Consider the following 19,305-nt stretch of genomic DNA (forward strand, 5'->3'; position numbering starts at 1 on the left):
TCTTTCCGCGAGGTTTCTATCTTCCCCGACCCTAGAGTGATAAAAGAGCGATATAGTAAAGCTCAAAATCCAACAACGCCCCGATCGATCCCCCGCGGGGCTACAATAGAGGGTTAACATCTAACAGAGCGATCGATGCCCGGCAAACCCACCCCCTCGAAATCTAACCCCAACACCCCGAAACTCCTCGCCGTCGTCAACGGGAAAGGCGGAGTCGGAAAAACCACCACCGCGGTCAATTTAGCCTCGATCTGGGGGAAAAATCGGCGAGTATTATTAGTGGATGCCGATCCGCAAGGTTCCTCGACGTGGTGGGTGGAGAGAAACGAGAAGGGAATGGGATTCGATCTCGCCAAGTCAGCCGACTTCAACCACTTCGGGGAATTGCGCGGCAAATCCCACGATCTTATTGTCATCGATACGCCTCCCGCCCTGCGATCGGAGTTATTAAATTCCGTCCTCTCCGAATCCGATTACATCGTCCTTCCCACCCCCCCCGCGCCGATGGATTTAATGGCACTAATCGACACGGTAAGAAGCGCGGTGAAACCGTTAGAAGTTAGCTATCGGGTATTACTCACAAAAGTAGATTCCCGTAGTCTCAAGGAAACTTTAGAAGCCCAAAACACCCTTTTAGAATTAGGAATTCCCGCCTGTCACGCGTTCGTGAGAGCTTTTAAAGCCCACGAGAAAGCGGTATTAGAAGGGGTTTCGATCGCCGATTGGCGCGGCAAGAACGCGGGAGAAGCCGCCGCGGACTATAAACGGGTTGCCGAAGAATTAGAACGCGATTGGAAAAATTAGAGATTAAGCAATACAACGTAGGGGCGCGAGGCTTGCGCCCTCTCTATTACTCCAAGTCAATATTTTTGTTATCATTGTTCCCCATGTATTTAAATACCATTCAAAAACTCTACCAACTCACCAGACGGGATATACAGGAAAGTTGGTTTCTCGCCACGGAAGACGGAAAAGCACTCGAACCCGCTACCCTCAACGAAAATCGATCGATCGTCTGGCCGAAAGGTCGTCAGATACAATATTTAACCCGTAAAATCACCATTCCTAACGCTCTAGCGGGCTATCCTCTAGAGGGAATGGAATTACGATTAATCCTCGCTTGGTGGGCGGAAGACGCGAAAATATACGTTAACGGCGAGTTAGTACGCGAGGGAGATCTTTTCGATTCCTCCACGAGAATTTTACTCTCATCTAGCGTTATTCCCGGACAGGAAATTACCGTCACCCTACGATTAGTCAGTCCGAATCACGACATCGGTGGCTTGATGAAATCCGAACTCGTATACGAGCGAAGTCAGGGAATCGATCCCGGTTTTGTCGCCGACGAGTTAACCATTCTCCATAACTATCTACAGGCATTTTCTCCCGAAAAACTAGAAACTTTTACCGAACTTCTCCAATCAATCGATTGGGAAAACATCACCGAAGCGGACAAATTCGATCGATCCCTCCAATCCCTCCGCGAATCCCTACAACCCCTCGCGGAACCGATTAAAAAACGAACCTTTCATCTATTGGGCCACGCGCATCTCGATATGGCGTGGCTATGGCCGTTAGCGGAAACCTGGGACGTGGCGCGCCGAACTTTTCAATCGGTATTAACTCTACAGAAAGATTATCCCGAACTCGTATTCGGGCATTCTAGCCCCATTCTCTACGATTGGATAGAAAAAAATCGTTCGGAGCTATTTAACGAGATTCTAGAGGCGAATAAGGCTCGATCTTGGGAACTTTTGGGGGGGATGTGGGTCGAACCGGAAGTGAATTTAATCTCGGGCGAATCCCTCCTCCGACAACTTTTCTACGGACAACGATATTTTCAAGAGAAATTCGGACGGATTTGCCGCGTCGCGTGGCTACCCGATACCTTCGGTTTCCCCTATCAACTGCCGCAAATTCTCCACCATTGCGGGATAGAATATTTCGTCACCGGGAAACTACATTGGAACGATAGTACGAAATTTTCCCACGGCTTTTTCTGGTGGCAATCTCCCGACGGTACGCGGGTTCCCTCGCTGATGTCCCCCCCGAATGTCGCGGGAGTGATGGACACTAACCCGATTATCATGACAGATCACGCGGTAAATTGGGAACGTCAAACCGGTTTACAGGATATTTTCTGGTTGCCCGGTGTGGGCGATCACGGGGGAGGGCCGACGCGGGATATGCTAGAGGTAGCGAGACGCTGGCAATCCTCTCCTTTTTTCCCGAATATTCGTTTTACCACCGCGGAAAATTATCTCGACAGTCTCGATCGATCCGCGCTCCCCGTGTGGGACGATGAACTATATCTAGAATTCCATCGCGGTTGTTATACTACCCACGCGGATCAGAAATTCTATAATCGCTATTGTGAGAGTTTACTCTATCAAGCGGAACTCTGGTCATCTCTGGCAACAATTCGTCTACAGACTCCCTATCCGAAAGCCGAAATCGAGGAAAGTTGGAAAAAGGTACTGTTAAATCAGTTTCACGACATCCTCCCCGGTACTTCTATTCCCGAAGTTTTCACCGACGCGAATGAAACTTGGCGAGAAGCGATCGAATCGGGCGAAAATATTTTACACTCGGCATTACAGACGATCGTGACGAATATCTCCCTTCCCACTCCCCCCCGTCCCGACGCGAAACCGATTGTTATTTTCAATTCCCTCAACTGGACTCGATCGAACCTCGTCTCTCTTGACGTAGAATCGGGATACGAGTCTATATACGATCTCGCTGGCGAGAAATGTTTATCCGGGATCTCCCGCGATGGTAAACTACTCTTTATCGCCGAAAATATCCCCTCGATCGGTTATCGCTTATTCTGGCTAACGCGGGAGGCAGGAAGCGGAGGACAAGAAGAGATCGAAACTGTAGCCTCCGAGTTTGTTTTAGAGAATCCGTCTCTCAAAGTTCTCATCAATCCCGAAACCGGGGATATCGACAGTATTTTCGATAAAGTCCATCAAAAAGAAATTCTATCCGGCGCGGGGAATCAATTACAAGCCTTCCGCGACGGGGGACAATATTGGGACGCGTGGAATATCGATCCGAACTATCAACAGTATCCCCTGTCGCCGATCGAGTTACAATCGATCGAGACCCTAGAATTCGGCCCCGTCCGATGGCGGGTGAGAGTGGTGAGAATTTTCCGCGACTCGGAATTCTGCCAGGATTACATTCTAGAAAACCACTCGCCGATTCTCAGAATCGAAACGAAAGTTAACTGGCAGGAGACACATACCGTCATCAAAGCGAGTTTCCCGCTAACGGTGCGAAACGATTTTACCACCTACGAGATCGCCTGCGGAGCGATCGAACGAACCAACACCCCCGAAACTCCCGAAGAAAAAGCCAAATGGGAAGTCTACGGACATAAATGGGCGGACATAACCGATAAAACGGAAAATTATGGCGTTAGTCTTTTAAATAACGGGAAATACGGCCACGATAGCCAACCGAACCAACTGCGATTAACCCTATTACGCGGTTCTCTCTGGCCCGATCCTAACGCCGATCGGGGAATCCATCAATTCACCTACGCCATCTACCCCCACGCGGGAGACTGGCAAACCGCACAAACCGTCCACCGCGCTTATGAATTAAATATCCCCTCTCTCGCGATTCCCGTTTCTCCCTCCCCGTCTCCAAACCTTCCCCCGTCGGGAAAATGGTTACACTTCCCGGACGATAACGTGATTGTAATGGCCTTGAAACAATCCGAAGACAATCCCGAAAGCTGGATTCTCCGGGCTTACGAATGCCACGGAAAAACCGCCGAAATTAGCTTAGAGAGCGAAATAGGGTTAAAATTAGAAAATTCGATCGATGGCTTGGAACGTCCCACCGAACCCGTCCGAGAAATCACCCCCTGGAAAATCGCGACGTGGCGACTGTCCCGCCCATGCACGTAAAATATTTTCTGTCAAATATTTTTTCCGAGAATTTATCAGGAATCTAAGGCGGATTTTGACCGAAAGAGCTTTTCTCCCCTGTCTCCCGCCTCTTTCCTCTCGCTTCCTGCCTCCCACTTTCTAAGGATCGATGGCTTGGAACGTCCCACCGAACCCGTCCGAGAAATCACCCCCTGGAAAATCGCGACCTAGCGACTATCCCACCAACGCACACAACTACAATTTCGTCAAGTGTCTTTTGTAAGAATTTATCAGGAATATAAGGCAAGTTTTGACAGAAAAAGCGTTTCTCTTCTGCCTCCTAACTCCTGACTCCTGACTCCTGACTCCTGCCTCCTGACTCCTGACTCCTGTAAGATTAATCCTCGTGATCCTCGAAAGGATCGTCCAACTGCGCGGACGGGGGGCCGAACGCGGTGTAAATGGCGAAACCGGTGACGGCGAGAAGGAGAACGCCGATCGAGATGCTAAGAACTGTTGCAGTTTCCATAGGGGAGAAGGATAAAGGGACCGATTCTCCTATAATATTACAGAACATTACAAATTATCATTTACAGACTTTCTCGGTAACTTATGGCACAGCGTACTCGCTTGGGAGAAATCCTCCGTCCCCTGAACTCCGAATACGGAAAAGTCGTCCCCGGTTGGGGAACCACCCCCCTGATGGGTGTTTTTATGGCATTATTCCTCGTCTTTTTGCTGATTATCTTACAGATTTATAACGCTTCTATCGTTTTGGAAGGGTTTACCGTCGGTTGGGGACAGTAGATCCCGCGGGATAATCAGGTACTCGATCGGGAGGTGGGTTATCGCCCACCCCGTCTTTTTCATAGGAGAGTTGTCGATGAATATTTTCGGAATCGGTCTGCCCGAAATGGGCTTAATTCTCTTGATCGCCCTACTGGTCTTCGGGCCGAAAAAACTACCGGAGATCGGCCGCAGTCTGGGCAAAGCCATCCGCGGCTTCCAGGATGCCTCGAAAGAATTCGAGAGCGAGTTCAAGCGGGAAGCGCAACAGATAGAAGATTCGGTAAAAATGAACGCCCGCTTAGAGGAAGGGAAAACCGGGGTCGAGCGAACCGAAAGTTAGCGCGTGTTAACGATCGAGTTGCGGGCGATCGGGGACTTCTCTTCCGGGACGGCGATAAACTTGTAGCCGATCCCCCGAACCGTTTGAATAAAATCCGGTTTCGTCGTGTCCCGCTCGATTTTCTTGCGAATCTGACCGACGTGAACATCGACCACCCGATTATCGCCGATATAATCGAAATCCCACACCCGCTGGATTAACTCCGCCCTCGTCCACACCCGTCCCGGTTCGCGCGCCAAACAGTAGAGAAGATCGAACTCCAGAGAGGTCAGCGGGACGATCTGACCGTCGATCACCACCTCCCGACGGACGGGATCGATCGATAACTGTGGGAAGATCAGGATCTGAGAATCGATCGGGATGACCGCTCGCCGCCGCTTGAGAATCGCCCCGATCCGCCATTCCAACTCCTCGATATCGAAAGGCTTGGTCAGATAATCGTCCGCTCCCTTGAGAAAACCCTGTTCCTTGTCCCGCGCGTCCATCCGGCTGGTGAGCATGAGAATAAACACGTCCGTCTCGCCCCGCATCCGCTCGCACAGGTAATAACCGAGGGTATCCGGCAAATTCACATCCAAAATTACCAGATCGGGGTTAAAGTGATGGAATAGTTCCAAGGCCGATTTGCCATCGTTCGCTACCCGGATCTGATACTTTTTCCGTTCCAGGAAGCGGGCGACCAGATGACAGATAGCGGGGTCATCTTCGACGAGCAGAATTTTGGCGGGAGTTACGGCCATGTTCTTCGGTAGGGAGCGAAAAGGTAGCGACACCCCTATTCTGCCCGAAAGGGAGGGGAAAAATTCAAGAGCGCGTTCAAAAAACTCGCGCCCCTCTCGGGTTCGGACTCTCTCGATCGACGCGAACTTCTACCCCCAAAGTCTGTTAAAAAACCTAAAAGTATGTATAAGTATTTAGTAAGAGTAGAGATTGGTAACTGAATGTCTAGCGTGGTATCCCCCGAACAAGTCCATCAAATCGTCAATAACCTCCATCACGATCCCTTCGAGGTTCTCGGCGCTCATCCCGTAGAGGAAAACGGGAGCGTGAAAAAATGGGTGATTAGAGCGTATTTACCGAAAGCCGACGCGGTTTGGATCGTCATGCCCGCCGAACGCTTGGAATATCCCGCCCGATCGATCCATCACCCCCGATTTTTCGAGTGCGTTATCGAAACGAACGAACTGAGTAACTACCAATTCCGGATTCGCGAGGGAGAACACGAACGGGTGATCCACGATCCCTACGCCTTCCGATCGCCCAAACTCACCGATTTCGACCTGCACCTGTTCGGGGAAGGCAACCATCACCGCATTTACGAGAAACTCGGCGCGCACCTCGCGGAGATCGACGGGGTGAAAGGGGTTTACTTCGCGGTCTGGGCCCCCAACGCCCGTAACGTCTCGATCATCGGCGATTTCAACGGGTGGGACGGCCGCGATCACCAGATGCGGAAACACAACAACATGGTCTGGGAACTGTTCATCCCGGACATCGGGGTCGGCGCGAAATACAAATACGAGATCAAAAACTGGGATGGACACATCTACGAGAAATCCGATCCCTACGGCTTCTATCAGGAACCTCGACCGAAAACCGCCTCGATCGTCGCCGACCTCGATAACTATCGCTGGAATGACGCGGAATGGATGGAAAAACGCCGCCATAGCGATCCCCTCACCCGCCCCGTCTCCGTTTACGAGGTACACCTCGGTTCCTGGCTTCACGCGTCCAGCGCCGAGAAAACCCCCCTCCTCCACGGGGAAGGCGAACCGGTACAGGTCTCGGAATGGAACACCGGGGCGCGCTTTCTCAGCTACTACGAGTTAGCCGGTAAACTGATCCCCTACGTCAAAGAACTGGGCTACACCCATATCGAACTCTTACCGATCGCCGAACATCCCTTCGACGGTTCCTGGGGCTATCAAGTCACCGGCTACTTCGCCCCCACCTCCCGCTACGGCACTCCCGAAGACTTCATGTACTTCGTCGATCGATGCCATCAGGAGGGGATCGGGGTGATCGTCGATTGGGTTCCCGGACACTTCCCCAAAGACGGCCACGGGTTAGCCTTCTTCGACGGGACGCACCTCTACGAACACCAAGATCCCCGCAAGGGAGAGCATAAAGAATGGGGAACGCTGATCTTTAACTACGGTCGCAACGAGGTACGCAATTTCCTCGTTTCTAACGCCTTATTCTGGTTCGATAAATACCATATCGACGGGATTCGCGTGGACGCGGTGGCCTCGATGCTCTACCTCGACTACTGCCGCAAGGATGGCGAGTGGGTGACGAACGAGTACGGCGGGCGGGAAAACCTGGAAGCGGCGGATTTCTTGCGTCAGGTAAACCACGTTATCTTTAGTTACTTCCCCGGCATTCTCTCGATCGCCGAAGAATCTACCGCCTGGCCGATGGTTTCCTGGCCCACCTACGTGGGTGGTCTCGGCTTTAACCTGAAGTGGAACATGGGCTGGATGCACGATATGCTCGATTATTTCGGCATGGACCCCTGGTTCCGACAGTTCCACCAGAATAACGTCACCTTTAGTATCTGGTACAACCACAGCGAGAACTATATGCTGGCGCTGTCCCACGACGAGGTGGTACACGGCAAGAGCAATATTATCGGGAAAATGCCGGGGGACGAGTGGCAGAAATACGCCAACGTGCGCGCTCTCTTCACCTATATGTTCACCCATCCCGGCAAGAAAACCATGTTCATGAGCATGGAATTCGGACAGTGGAGCGAGTGGAACGTCTGGAGCGATCTGGAGTGGCATCTCCTGCAATACGATCCCCATCAAAAACTGAAACGCTTCTTCGCCGATCTCAACGGGCTGTATAAACAGGAAAAATCGTTATACACCCAGGATTTCGGTCAGGACGGCTTCGAGTGGATCGACTGTAGCGATAACCGCCATAGCGTGGTCGCCTTCCTGCGCTGGAGTAAACACTGGGAGGAATTCGTCGTCGTGGTCTGTAATTTCACGCCGCAACCCCACAGCCATTACCGTGTGGGTGTGCCGCGGGCCGGTTTCTACCAGGAGATCTTTAATAGCGACTCCAGTAAGTACGGCGGTAGTAACATGGGCAATCTCGGCGGGAAATGGTCCGAGGAATGGTCGTACCATAGCCGTCCCTACTCGATCGATCTCTGTCTCCCCCCCCTCGGCGTACTGGTACTCAAACTCGATCCGCTCCGCGCCGCGGGGACGACCGCGACGATCGAGGACGCTTAAAATTGAAGCGCAAAGTTAAGGTAAAGGTGGTTCACTCGCGAGCCACCGCTTTTTTTTGTCAAGAATCCGTACCTTTTTAAAGAGAAGACCGCCGGCAAAAGTGAAAATTGAAAATAGAATTTGATCAAAAATTATGATTTTAAGAATATTCGGTCAACATATCCCGTTTTGACATTTTTAATCGCTTTTATTTCTCCTTTCTCCTCTTGGCTCCTGTCTCCTATCCCGACAAAAGATTTTTGATTTTCGCGGGAGGTTTAGAGATCCCGCGCTCGTCTCTACCCGATCCCCCCTAGAAGAATTCCGAGAAATCGCTTTAAAGATCGCGCGGGGAGTTCTTTTCTCCATACCGCGGTCGATCGAGCGTAATAGAGGGGATGGTGGAGGGCCACGAATCGAACGTTGGGATGGGGTAGGGCTTCCGCCTCGATCGGCATGACGGCCACCCCCCGTCGGGCCCCGACCAGCGCGATCATCGAGGCGTGACTATCGGCCAGTAGAGATAGATCGGGGGTGAAACCCGCTTGACGGCAAGTGTCCACGATGCGATCGTTCCTTCCGGGAAAGGTTTCCGCCGACATCCCGATAAAGGGTTCCCCGGACAGTTCCCGTAGATCGATCGAGGAGTGACCGGCCAGGCGGTGCGCGTCCGATAACAGGGCGGCGATCGGTACGGACTTGATACATTTAACAATAAACTCTTCTTCTAGCTCGTCGGGGGGATTGCCCATAAAGGCGATATCGATCGCCCCCTCGCGTAACGCCTTCACCTGCTCGCCGGGCGACATCTCCCGTAAATCGATGGCGATTCGAGGGTGGGCGAGTCCGAAGCGGTGTAGGGCGGAGCCTAAAAAACTACAGAGAATAGTGGGAATATAACCGATCGCCACGGGTTTCTCGGCTTCGGTGTAACGCTCCCGCGTGGTTTGAACGGCGAGATCGCTCCGGCTTACAATCTCTCGGGCCTGTTCGAGAAAAAAATTTCCCGCTTCCGTGAGTTGTAATCCATCCGATCGCCGGAGAAAGAGCGTAACGCTTAATTCCGCTTCCAGATGCTTGATCTGACGGCTTAACGCGGGTTGGGAAAGATACAGGCGGACGGCGGCCCGGCTAAAACTCCCCTCTTCCGCGACGGCCACGAAATATTTTAGATGCCGTAATTCCATGACTCGATCGGGTATACCAGAAAGTTATAGCCACTCCTATTATAAAGCATTGGACTGAAAATATCATCGAGATTACGATAGTTTTTGACGAGTTTTTATCGCTTTCTACCGAGTTTTCCCTTGGCTCGATGTTAGTAATCGAGCATCGGTGAGGTCACTTGGCCCTCGCGAAAAAGTTCTCGATTTTAACGGGAGACAGCCTCGAACCGGACGAATATTCGCGATCGGTCCGAAACGCTGTTACCTTCCCTTGACGATCGATCCGCTTGTAGTGGCGCTCTCCGCGCCCCCGATCCTTTCGGGCGATCGAACGACATGAATCCCCTTAAACCTATAGAGGCAAACCTGCATGGAAACCCCCCATATTCAATTTACCTGGTCTTCGGACGTTCTGACCACCATTCTCGATTCGTTGGGAATTCAAGGTCTCGGTTCCTTCGACAAAACCACCGAACTGTACTCCGCCTGGCCCGATGGAGAACGATGGGCCCTCTACACCGCGAAAATCCGGCAATGGATGCCCGCGTTACCGGGTAACGAAGAGCGCGAGGTGATCGAAAAGAAACTATCCGCCGTTGAAACCGCCTTTAACGCGTACCTTTCCGGGCCCGATACCGGTAATCTCCCGGCACTTCGGACAATGATCGAACAACTCGAAGAGATCGAAGCATCGATCGTCGATCGGGATTTTTCGATCGCTTACCCCTACTTCGCGCGCTGGTTCACCCTGAATCTGGCGGTTCTCAAAGCGTTTCTGAATCACGAGAACCGGGCCGGACAACTCATGGGACTGAAACTCTGGTGGCGCGGCCGGCGGTATTTAGAGCGGGTCGCGTACTCGGCCTACACCGCCCGGGCGCGTCAGATCACCACCGGTCTGATCGACGATCGGGTTTACGTGCGGGACGGGGCAACCGGTACAACCCTGACCAAGGATGTGCCGATCGACAGTGACGACGAGAGCGAACTGTTGAATATTGAACGGCTCCTGCGGGGCGAGGCGGGATGGCAGTACCTCCAAGGAATCGCCCTAGAAGCGAACTTTAAAATTCTCGAACAGGTCCGGAACGCCCTGACCGTCACGGCGGCATCTCGCACCAAGCCAGAGGAAGTGATGGACGCGAGCCGATTCTGGCGGGAAAAACGCGAGGCGATCGAGAACGAACTCGCCGCACGGCGAAAAACCCTCGATCGATCGCTCGATCGCTTGATCGAGCCCGATACGCGCCGGCGAAGCTCGCGGTCTGCCCCGGGGGACGCGAAAATGTTCTTTCCCTACGATCCCTACGATCCCTACGATTCCACTTTACCCCCGCCGTTCTTCCCGGACTGGGGAATACCACCCGCGCCGCCCGCGCCGCCCGCTCCACCCGCTCCACCCGCTCCACCCGCGCCAACCGTGCAACCCGCGCAACTCTCACCCCTAGCGCAACAACTCGTACAACAAGCCAATCAAGCCGATCCTTCTGTTTGGCGATCGCTCTGGGCCTTCTATCAACCTTCAGACAATTCGGTCGCGATCGCCAGACCGACAGAAATCGCTGAAATCAAGAACTCTTACCTGTCGGCGATGGAAATCGTCTCGACAGTGGTTCCCAATTTACTGTCGGTTATCCCCGTTGTCGGGACTTTTCTCGCGCCGATGTTCGATCTATTCTTCACCTTCTTGGGCGGTTATAAGAAAGACCCGTTTGAAGAATTCGAGAAGAAAATGCAACGTTTGGTCAAAGACGCGGTTTCCGATCTGGATGCGAAGAATGTACGCAATGAACTCAACAGTCACGATGATAACTTACACCTTTATTTTCGAGAGTACCATCGGGCAAGCAAACGGGGATTTACCGATAATGATCGGATGGAGTTCCGATCGAGGGCGTTAGGGTTGTTGGATAACATCGAAAGGTTGAACCAGGATTTTTTGAGTCCGGCATCGGGTTCCTATTTAAAAATAGCACCCTACTACGAACATTTCTTTATTTCGTACCTGATCACTCTCTTCGTAGGCAAAGATGCGGGTTTGACAACCGTTGATTTTGTCGATCGCCGCACGAGACTCTACCAAAAAACCGAAACATTTATCTCTCAAGTCTGTAATGGAATCGTTCTAGAACGAGAACTCGATCTGGAGTGGCAGAACAAGGATTCTTGTGGTAGCGACGACTCTTATTGGATCTACGATCATCGTTCCGGAAGAAATGTATCACCGACCGTACAACCCTATCTTACATCTGGCACTGGCGGATACTCCCATTATGTGAACGATCACTTTGCCAGCAATTTTGGCAACTACCAATCGGATACGATGGAGACTACTAAAAAAGCGGTCGGACTGGTGACCGCTACCCAGTTGCTCCAAGGATTATGCCAACGAGTCGATAAAATCATCGAAAAAGATACCGAATCTACCTTCAATAAATCCAAGATCCGGGACAAGTACCGCGCCTGTATAGGAGATCTCGACTCCAAGCTATTACAGTCTAGCCGACCTTTAATAGCGGGGTGGCGGCACTACACGCACCCGGATCTAATTCTCCTCGATGGTTATGATAGTGAAAACTTAAAAGATTGCCATAAACCATCTCTGCAAAATACGGTATTCCATATTCCGCTCCCGATCGCCAGATACTACATCGAGAACAAGAAAAGTGGTAAAGTTTTAGACGTGGCCGGTGGTAGTACGGAGAATATGGCGAATATCCAGCAATATTCCCGAGCCGATGTCGATCAACAAAAATGGCAGTTAGAAGATGCCGGCGAGGACTATTTTTTCCTCGTATCTAAAAAAAGCGGCCGGGTGATCGCCGTAGACAATGCTAATAGTAATGTCGTGCAGTACGATAAGATGGCCACCGCCAACGACCAAAAATGGAAACTAGAGGACACGGGCGATGGCTATTTCTATCTCGTCAACAAAAAAAGCGGTAAGGTTCTGGATGTAGCGAACGGTAGTGTCAGCGACGGGGCGAACGTTCAAGAATACGCTAAAAATAACAGCGACGCTCAAAAGTGGTCTCTTGTACCCGTGTCCGATTAACGGGGCCACCGAGTATCGGTTCCGGCCCGGACGACAAGATCGCGACGGGAAATGGTCGGGGGAATGGTCTTGCCCTAGCCGTCCCCACTCGATCTCTGTCTTCCCCCCCGGCGCGCTGGCGCTAAAACTCGATCCGCTCCGCACCGCCGGGGAAACCACGACGATCGAGGGCGCTTAAAACGGTTAGAGGTGGTCGGGAGAACCGCCACCTCTACTTTTTGCCAGATAGAATTATTTTGACCGAAAGACGCTATCGATTGACGAAATTCAGGGTTTCGTCAGAGCGATCGGGGTGGAATCCTTGAAAAATCAAAAATCCTAGAGTAATGACCGATCGATAACGGAGGAACCGATGGGGAAGGGTGATCTTGCCGCGTTCTCTCTCCCGCCCGTTTCACGTTACCTTCGCCAAAACTTGCCGCGCCCATTCCATCCCCAGTTCCTCCTCGTTGTGGCGCTCGTCGAGATGGCCGAGAATATATTGCTGTCGTAAATGCGCGAGTTCGTCGAGACTGCCGACGTGAACGAAACTTTTCGGTAATCGATCGTTCTCGAAAGAATACTGGCCGATATGATTCTCGTCGAGATGCTGGCGATCGAGCCAGAATCCCCACCCTTTCGGTGCCGTATTCAGAGTCGAGAGAAATTCTAAGGTCTTCATTGGCGTACTCCTTAGCCGGGGGGTGTCGCTCACTCTCCCCTATATGAATCGCATTGTAAATCCGAAAAGATCCGCCCGCGGAAACCGGGTCACGAAACGTCATCTCCCTTTACAATTCCTTACCCGTCCATCCTGGCGACCCGTTCCCGTTTCCGGCACGGGATTCCCCCGGACTATCGGACGCGACGGATCAGGATTCCCAAACCCCCTAGGGTTAGTAAGGCCATCCCGAGATCGGGTTCGGGAACGGAGGTGTTCGGCTGGGTCGCCGGCCCGGAAATGGCGAAATTAGTCGCGTATTGCAAGGGGCTATCCGCGGAGTTGCTAAAAAGTCGGGTGATCTGTAAGCCGATCGAGTTGACCCCCGCGCCGACCGGTACGGAAGCCGTTAAGGTGTCGCGCTTGACCCCTCCAGTGAGGATCGTTCCCGATACAAAACTATCGACTACCGTATTGTTTAGCAACAAGGCGAAGGTTCCCCCATCGCTATTCGTCGCCAGCCCTTGCGCCGCCACATCCACCGAGATATTTAAAAGTCCGCCGAATAACGTGACATCTTGCAAGATCCCGCCACCACCCGAACCCACCTGGAATCTCGCGCTGTTACTCGTAGTACCGATGGTGGTATCGAACGGGACCACATCCGGCAATCCGGGTCCGTTATTTCCGACCGGGGTGGTAAAAACCGTCCATCCGGTCAGATCGCCCGTCGCGAAATCGCCGTTGATCAAGTCCACCGCGCCCGCGGGAGAAGCTCCCATCCAAAATAGCGCGGTCGTCCCCGCGGTCAGGGCGAGGGTTTTTAGCGTATTGGCTGTCATAAATTTATGTTTTCTCGGGGAAAACAGAGAGATCCATCTCTTTTAATCTATCAACAAAAAATAACAAAAGTCTATTTAAAATTGAATATTTTCTTGGTTTTTTTATGCAAATTGTTTCTGAAGATTAAATCTTTATTTACTATTGTAAACTAAAACCAAAAAGGGACTTAAAATTCTCGCAAACGATCTCGTGTAATCCTGTTAAAGTAGGCTATCCCGTAATTTTACCTATCGACGAAAGACTGTCCGAGGGCGCGGTTAACCCTTCTCCCATCTAGGGGAGGACAGAACTTTTTCGATCGCCGCCCCTCTTTTCCTCTCGATCTGCCGCGAGCGAGGTGATGGGGAAAGGGGGATAGCGCCAAGCGACAGGCAATAGGCAATAGTAAGCCGCGAGTCGGTTTCCCGCTCTCGGAACCGTCCTAACCTTACCTCGTAGCGCGATAGAAAACTTTTCCCCTTAATAGAGAGGCTTGTAACCCGTTGGTTTCCGGTCAACGGTCGCGCCTTGAAACTACCGATTCGATTTTCTCGATCGAAAAGCTAGACCTCGAAGTGCGATTCGTTTTCGAGGGTCTCAAAACATAACCAACTAGGTTTATACAAGATAAATAGGTTTCGGGTGGAATTTTTTAGCCGGCAATTTCTGGATTCTTTCTCCTGACTCGGTGACTCCTGGCTCCTGTAGGGGTGGGTTTTGTGGTCAAGATAACGTTTCTCACCGATCGGTCGGCTAAACCCGCCCCTACAACCGATTCCTTAACCACACGATAAGTCTTGAATTCGACAAGAGGTCCGCTATCGGTCGTCAGCCGTTCGCGCGGAGTGACCGCGATCGCCGAACCGAACCGCGAAAACTCGTTCTCTGGAAAACGGAAAGCCGAGCGCGCTCGCTTCGCGCCCGAGCGCGCTCGGGCATGGAAATGCCGAACCGTCGATCCTCTGTCGCCCCTTGCGGGGATCGGATCTCGCGAAGTAATATATCTTCAACCTTCGCGGTAGATTTGTCCATGATCGAAAAAACGCTTCCTTCCGACTCGCTAAAAAATCGGCGACAGGCTTTACGGGATCGCCGACGCTCTCGCGCCGCGGGAGCGGTGGGACGTTTTCTCGCGGTCGGCGCTCTGGCGGCCGGTCTGGCGTGGGTGATGGTCTCCCCCTACTGGACGCTCCGTTCCGAGCGACAGGTCGAGGTAGAGGGCGAGAATCTCCTCGGCGAGCGGGCGATCCGCGACTCTCTCGGTCTTTCCTACCCGCTCTCGCTCTGGGAGATCCCCACCGATCGATTGCAAGAAAAATTACAAACCAACCCGGCCATCAAGAGCGCCCGCATCGAGCGCCAACTGTTCCCCCCCGGAATGCGGGTCGAGATCCGCGAGCGGCAACCCGTCGCGAGGGCGAACTCTCGAAACGGACAGGGGTATCTCGACGCGGAGGGAACCTTCATCGCCAAACGCTATTACGATCGCCCGATCGATCCCGCTCTCCTCGTCGGGCCGGAAGCGATCGGTTATCAAGAACAGTATCGGGACTCCTGGCGGAAACTCTATCCTTTTCTCGCCAACTTACCCGTAAAAGTCACCGTTATCGATTGGCGAGACCCCGGTAATCTTGTACTGAAAACGGACTTAGGAAAAGTCTATTTCGGCAGGCACGACGACCGGCTCGCGGAAAAACTGACCGCCCTCGTTCAAGCCCGCCAATTATCGTCCACAATTCCGCTCGATCGCCTCCTCTATCTCGACCTGAGCGACCCGAACGCGCCCACGGTTCAAGTCAAGCCGAAACCCGCGCCGGACAAGGAAAAAACCGCCCCCGTCCCCCGATGATCGCCCGGGTTTTCTAAAGCGATCGCCCCCGAATTTTCCAGTAGGGATTGGCAAATCACGCGATTTATGATTTCCTGAAAAAGAAATTGATGATATCAAGACTCGAACAGACATAATAATAGTGATAGTGTAAACACCGAATCTCTATTCATCGAGCCGATAACAGAACCGTGTACTAAGTGCCGCCATTCCAATGACACCGAACAATGAAATTAACCGCCCCTATCCCAGTTTGAACAGCACCGAAAACACGGGTTTCCCGGTGAGCGAGGACAATTATCCCCCTCGTAACAAAATGGGAATCCCCCTATCGCGCCCCCACGAGTCACAGATGATACCTAGGGAAGAAAGTCGTAGTAACCGCATCGTACCGAGTAACGTGGCCAAGATCAAGGTGATCGGGGTTGGCGGCGGCGGCTGTAACGCGGTCAATCGCATGATCGCCAGCGGCGTTACGGGAATCGAATTCTGGACGATCAACACCGACGCGCAGGCGCTCGCTCATTCCGCCGCCCCGCAGAGGTTACAGATCGGCACGAAACTCACGCGAGGTCTGGGAGCGGGAGGCAATCCCGCCATCGGGCAGAAAGCGGCGGAAGAATCCCGCGACGAGATCGCCGGCGCGCTGGAAGGAGCGGATCTGGTCTTCATCACCGCGGGGATGGGAGGCGGCACGGGAACGGGAGCCGCCCCGATCGTCGCCGAGATCGCCAAAGAGATCGGCTGTTTAACCGTGGGAGTCGTCACCCGTCCTTTCACCTTCGAGGGTCGTCGCCGGACCAATCAGGCCGAGGAAGGCGTGAGCGGTTTGCAAAGTCGGGTCGATACCCTGATTATCATCCCTAATAACCAGTTACTCTCGGTGATTCCCGCGGAGACCCCCCTTCAGGAAGCCTTCCGCGTCGCCGACGATATCCTGCGTCAAGGGGTGCAGGGGATTTCGGATATTATTACTATCCCCGGACTGGTCAACGTGGATTTCGCCGACGTGCGGGCCGTGATGGCGGACGCGGGATCGGCGCTGATGGGTATCGGCATCGGGTCGGGAAAAGCCCGGGCCAAAGAGGGCGCGCTCGCCGCCATTTCCTCGCCGCTCTTGGAGTCCTCGATCGAGGGCGCGAAAGGGGTGGTCTTCAACATCACCGGCGGTCACGATCTCACCTTGCACGAGGTCAACACGGCCGCCGAGACGATCTACGAGGTGGTCGATCCTAACGCCAACATTATTTTCGGGGCGGTTATCGACGAGAAAATGCAGGGGGAAGTCCGGATCACGGTGATCGCGACCGGTTTCTCCGGGGATTCTCCCTCCCGTCCGACCACCAAGACGATGCTCAATACTCCCGCCCCCCAAGCGCCGCCCCAACCCGAACCCAAACAAGCGGGCTTGGATATTCCCGAGTTCCTACAACGCCGTCGTTTCGATCGACCCTAACGCGCCCATGATCCAGATCGCTCTAACCATAGCGGGTTCCGATAGCGGGGGCGGCGCGGGTATTCAAGCGGACTTGAAAACCTTCGCCTTCCATCGGGTTCACGGCGCGAGCGCGCTCACCTGCATTACCGCCCAGAACACCCTCGGGGTCGATCGGGTACAGGCGTTGAGTCCGGAAATGGTCGCGGCGCAGATCGACGCGGTCGTCGGCGATCTGGGCGCGAGCGCGGTGAAAACGGGAATGTTATTCAATCGCGAGATTATCGAGGCGGTAACGGATTCGATCGAGCGCTGGCGGTTGACCGAACTGGTGGTCGATCCCGTCATGGTCTCGCGAACCGGGGCGCGATTGCTCGACGATCGCGCGATCGCCTCTCTGATCGAGAATTTATTACCCCTAGCCTCGATCGTCACCCCGAACCGTTACGAGGCGAGTATTTTGAGCGGGATCGAGATCGATAGCTTGGAAACGATGCGCGAGGCGGCCGCGATCATCCACCAACTCGGACCGGCCGCGGTACTCGTCAAAGGGGGGGGACTGCCCGGAAAACTCCGCGGGGTCGATCTCTGGTTCGACGGACAGGAATGGGAAACTTTCACGACCAAAACCGTCGAAACAACCAATACTCACGGGACGGGTTGCACGCTCTCGGCGGCGATCGCCGCGAATCTGGCCCTAGGGGCGAACCGGAAAACGGCGGTGAAAAAGGCGAAAACCTACGTGACCAAAGCCCTCGAACACGCCCTCGCCATCGGTCACGGCACCGGCCCCGTGGGACATTTCTATCCCCTACTCGCTAGTCCCCCGAGTTCATGACTTTGAAACCGACTCCCGGCCCCGCCCGTTCCCCGGTCTCGCCCGAAACCGCTTCTTTTCCCCGTCCCTCGGTTCCCATCTCCGTTTACCGGGATCTAGCGCGCGAGCTTCAAGCCACGCGAGGGCGAGTGGATTTTCTGATATCACAAAACGAGCGACTTGTCAAGGACAATCGACAATTGCGCCAGGAAATCGAGCGGATCGTCGAGCGGGGACAACATCTCCAGCGAATCTTGCAAAACCTCGACGAAACGAGAGAGCGCGACGATCCTTCCTTCGTTATCCCCGCCCGCGCCCGCGTCGTCACCCCGCCCGGTCGATCGTCCCGTCCTCGGGAAATTCAACCCGCAACTCCGCCCGCGCCCGTCGTTCTTTCCCCGGAATCCCGAAAAGACCTCTCCCGCGACGGTTGGAGGATAGCCCTCGCGGTTGTCGCGGTGGTTCTGACCTCCGGGGTCGGGGCGTTTTGGCTCGTCTCTTCGGCCCGACGATAGCGATCGCCCGATCGAACCGGGGACAACTTCCGCCGGATTCGATCGAATCCGGCGGACACGATTCGATGTTCGCGAGCGCGTTTTCCCCGAAACAACCGCTCGCGATCGGCGATCGAGAGAATCGCCCGATCGCGCGGGGGAACTTCGGAAGCCGTTCCGAAAGCCAGCCTTGGAAAGTGTTAGAGTTTAAGGGTTAGGTTGAAGATCGACCCCGGCTTAGGATATGCTCACCCATCACCGTTGCCCCGTCTCTCTCTGTCTTGTCTCCACGGACTTACCCATTATCTCGACCCTGGAAACCGCCGCCACCCTCTATCAAAAAGACCGGCACTGGTTTCATCTCCTCCTCAATCAACCTCCCGTCGCGCTCCCGGAGATCGATACCCTCCATCCCGAAAAAAACCAAAATCAGCTACTCTGGTTAGAGATCTCGTCCCATCGGGTGATTATGACCATGCAGGGCAAAGGAAGATTCGCCTACCGTCATTTCTGGGAGCAGGGCGTTTTCGGGGTGAGTCGTTTCTGGCTCAACGCCGAAAGTCCCGAGGAAGGTCACGCTTTCCGCTTACGGAACTATACCCGCGGTCTCCGATTAGAGGGAAAAAATCTCCCCGAGTACCTCCGCGTGGAGTATGAATTATGGACGGGTAGCCTGCGCTTGGGTCATTACGTCCTGCATTTGGAACTTCATCATTAGATCTCTGGCAGAATTCAAGAATTGTCGTGTGATTCAGGAGTCAGGAGTCAGGAGTCAGGAGTCAGGAGTCAGGAGTCAGGAGTCAGGAGTCAGGAG

Annotated in this window: 18 protein-coding genes; 13 read left to right on the plus strand and 5 right to left on the minus strand. The window is 53.5% G+C overall.

The window, feature by feature from the left end:
* The first annotated feature begins 135 nt into the window (after positions 1-135).
* Together V0288_RS23235 and V0288_RS23240 are read left to right on the plus strand one after the other, a co-directional pair.
* The gene (locus V0288_RS23235) at positions 136-804 is read left to right on the plus strand and encodes a ParA family protein (protein WP_332867572.1); all 669 of its coding nucleotides are present in this window, start codon (positions 136-138) and stop codon (positions 802-804) included.
* Between the two features lie 83 nt (positions 805-887).
* On the plus strand, positions 888-3,920 hold the full coding sequence (locus tag V0288_RS23240) for an alpha-mannosidase (RefSeq protein WP_422662057.1): 3,033 nt from the start codon (positions 888-890) through the stop codon (positions 3,918-3,920).
* Positions 3,921-4,278: 358 nt separating this feature from the next.
* On the opposite strand, the gene psbN is transcribed toward V0288_RS23240, so the two are convergent.
* Positions 4,279-4,410, minus strand: a complete 132-nt coding sequence (gene psbN, locus V0288_RS23245; RefSeq protein WP_332867574.1) for a photosystem II reaction center protein PsbN — start codon at positions 4,408-4,410, stop codon at positions 4,279-4,281.
* Positions 4,411-4,493: 83 nt separating this feature from the next.
* Here psbN and psbH point away from each other — a divergent pair, with 83 nt between their 5' ends.
* Both psbH and V0288_RS23255 read left to right on the plus strand, forming a co-directional pair.
* Positions 4,494-4,688, plus strand: coding sequence for a photosystem II reaction center phosphoprotein PsbH (psbH, locus tag V0288_RS23250; protein ID WP_332867575.1), 195 nt, complete (start codon positions 4,494-4,496; stop codon positions 4,686-4,688).
* A gap of 76 nt (positions 4,689-4,764) precedes the next feature.
* On the plus strand, positions 4,765-5,010 hold the full coding sequence (locus tag V0288_RS23255) for a TatA/E family twin arginine-targeting protein translocase (RefSeq protein ID WP_332867576.1): 246 nt from the start codon (positions 4,765-4,767) through the stop codon (positions 5,008-5,010).
* Here the strand turns inward: V0288_RS23255 and V0288_RS23260 are convergent.
* The gene (locus V0288_RS23260) at positions 5,007-5,750 is read right to left on the minus strand and encodes a response regulator transcription factor (RefSeq protein WP_332867577.1); all 744 of its coding nucleotides are present in this window, start codon (positions 5,748-5,750) and stop codon (positions 5,007-5,009) included. The two genes, V0288_RS23255 and V0288_RS23260, sit on opposite strands and share 4 nt — an antisense overlap.
* Positions 5,751-5,951: 201 nt before the next feature.
* On the opposite strand from V0288_RS23260, the gene glgB reads away from it, so the two are divergent.
* Positions 5,952-8,255, plus strand: a complete 2,304-nt coding sequence (gene glgB, locus V0288_RS23265) for a 1,4-alpha-glucan branching enzyme (protein WP_332867578.1) — start codon at positions 5,952-5,954, stop codon at positions 8,253-8,255.
* A 278-nt stretch (positions 8,256-8,533) separates the two neighbouring features.
* Here glgB and V0288_RS23270 read toward each other — a convergent pair whose 3' ends face one another.
* The gene (locus V0288_RS23270) at positions 8,534-9,421 is read right to left on the minus strand and encodes a LysR family transcriptional regulator (protein WP_332867579.1); all 888 of its coding nucleotides are present in this window, start codon (positions 9,419-9,421) and stop codon (positions 8,534-8,536) included.
* A 349-nt stretch (positions 9,422-9,770) separates the two neighbouring features.
* Between V0288_RS23270 and V0288_RS23275 the strand changes: the two genes are divergently transcribed.
* Both V0288_RS23275 and V0288_RS23280 read left to right on the plus strand, forming a co-directional pair.
* On the plus strand, positions 9,771-12,455 hold the full coding sequence (locus tag V0288_RS23275; RefSeq protein WP_332867580.1) for an RICIN domain-containing protein: 2,685 nt from the start codon (positions 9,771-9,773) through the stop codon (positions 12,453-12,455).
* On the plus strand, positions 12,436-12,633 hold the full coding sequence (locus V0288_RS23280; protein WP_332867581.1) for a hypothetical protein: 198 nt from the start codon (positions 12,436-12,438) through the stop codon (positions 12,631-12,633). The genes V0288_RS23275 and V0288_RS23280 overlap by 20 nt, the downstream gene beginning before the upstream one ends.
* Positions 12,634-12,849: 216 nt before the next feature.
* Here V0288_RS23280 and V0288_RS23285 read toward each other — a convergent pair whose 3' ends face one another.
* Together V0288_RS23285 and V0288_RS23290 are read right to left on the minus strand one after the other, a co-directional pair.
* Complete coding sequence (locus tag V0288_RS23285; RefSeq protein WP_332867582.1) at positions 12,850-13,116, minus strand: hypothetical protein; 267 nt, start codon at positions 13,114-13,116, stop codon at positions 12,850-12,852.
* Positions 13,117-13,289: 173 nt separating this feature from the next.
* Positions 13,290-13,937: a PEP-CTERM sorting domain-containing protein gene (locus V0288_RS23290; RefSeq protein ID WP_332867583.1), complete on the minus strand. Its 648-nt coding sequence runs from the start codon at positions 13,935-13,937 to the stop codon at positions 13,290-13,292.
* A 1,010-nt stretch (positions 13,938-14,947) separates the two neighbouring features.
* Here V0288_RS23290 and V0288_RS23295 point away from each other — a divergent pair.
* From V0288_RS23295 to V0288_RS23320, 6 genes are all read left to right on the plus strand, one after another.
* Complete coding sequence (locus tag V0288_RS23295) at positions 14,948-15,766, plus strand: cell division protein FtsQ/DivIB (protein WP_332867584.1); 819 nt, start codon at positions 14,948-14,950, stop codon at positions 15,764-15,766.
* Between the two features lie 193 nt (positions 15,767-15,959).
* Positions 15,960-17,201, plus strand: coding sequence for a cell division protein FtsZ (ftsZ, locus tag V0288_RS23300; RefSeq protein WP_422662056.1), 1,242 nt, complete (start codon positions 15,960-15,962; stop codon positions 17,199-17,201).
* Positions 17,202-17,208: 7 nt separating this feature from the next.
* On the plus strand, positions 17,209-18,018 hold the full coding sequence (thiD, locus tag V0288_RS23305; RefSeq protein ID WP_332867585.1) for a bifunctional hydroxymethylpyrimidine kinase/phosphomethylpyrimidine kinase: 810 nt from the start codon (positions 17,209-17,211) through the stop codon (positions 18,016-18,018).
* The gene (locus tag V0288_RS23310; RefSeq protein WP_332867586.1) at positions 18,015-18,512 is read left to right on the plus strand and encodes a hypothetical protein; all 498 of its coding nucleotides are present in this window, start codon (positions 18,015-18,017) and stop codon (positions 18,510-18,512) included. Before thiD ends, V0288_RS23310 begins: the two co-directional genes overlap by 4 nt.
* Positions 18,485-18,709: a hypothetical protein gene (locus V0288_RS23315; protein WP_332867587.1), complete on the plus strand. Its 225-nt coding sequence runs from the start codon at positions 18,485-18,487 to the stop codon at positions 18,707-18,709. The genes V0288_RS23310 and V0288_RS23315 overlap by 28 nt, the downstream gene beginning before the upstream one ends.
* 26 nt (positions 18,710-18,735) lie before the next feature.
* Positions 18,736-19,209 carry a hypothetical protein gene (locus V0288_RS23320; protein ID WP_332867588.1) on the plus strand — a complete coding sequence of 158 codons (474 nt, stop codon included), beginning with the start codon at positions 18,736-18,738 and terminating at the stop codon, positions 19,207-19,209.
* Positions 19,210-19,305: the final 96 nt, after the last annotated feature.

It is taken from the genome of Pannus brasiliensis CCIBt3594 (genome assembly GCF_036688125.1).
Taxonomy (GTDB): Bacteria; Cyanobacteriota; Cyanobacteriia; order Cyanobacteriales; family Microcystaceae; genus Pannus; species Pannus brasiliensis.